General features: G+C 48.3%; 1 protein-coding gene. It reads left to right on the top strand.

Features of this window, described 5'->3' with window-relative positions; all coding sequences use genetic code 11:
• Positions 1 to 136 precede the first annotated feature (136 nt).
• A partial coding sequence (locus GPK90_RS19845; protein ID WP_215703664.1) for a CD1845 family protein occupies positions 137 to 360 on the top strand: 224 nt, incomplete at its 3' end.

Here is a 360-nt window from a genome sequence, read left to right as displayed (position 1 = left end):
TGCTCTTTTTTTACCACTTCGGGCCAGTATGACCCAAAAGTTTGGGACAGGATTTACTAATCTTTCGCAACATTTATGTCCCCGGGCAGGCATGATAAAATAGAGGTAGAAAGGATAGATAAAGGAGGTTTTGAAGATGAAGATACTGCTGAAAATATTGGTTGCTCCCTTTGCTTTGGCGCTGTCCCTTCTGGCGGCTCTGCTGGTGTTTCTGTTTGAGATTTGTGCCGTCCTGCTGACGATTGCCTCTGTGATCCTGGCGGTGCTGGGTGTCGCTCTTTTTTTCACGCCGACGCCCATAGGCGGGATTGTATTTCTGTTTCTTGCCTTCCTTCTTTCGCCGTATGGACTGCAAGCGGC

It is taken from the genome of Clostridium sp. MCC344 (assembly GCF_018785365.1).
Lineage (GTDB): Bacteria > Bacillota > Clostridia > Lachnospirales > Lachnospiraceae > Pilosibacter.
This window is presented reverse-complemented; position numbering and strand designations above follow the sequence as displayed.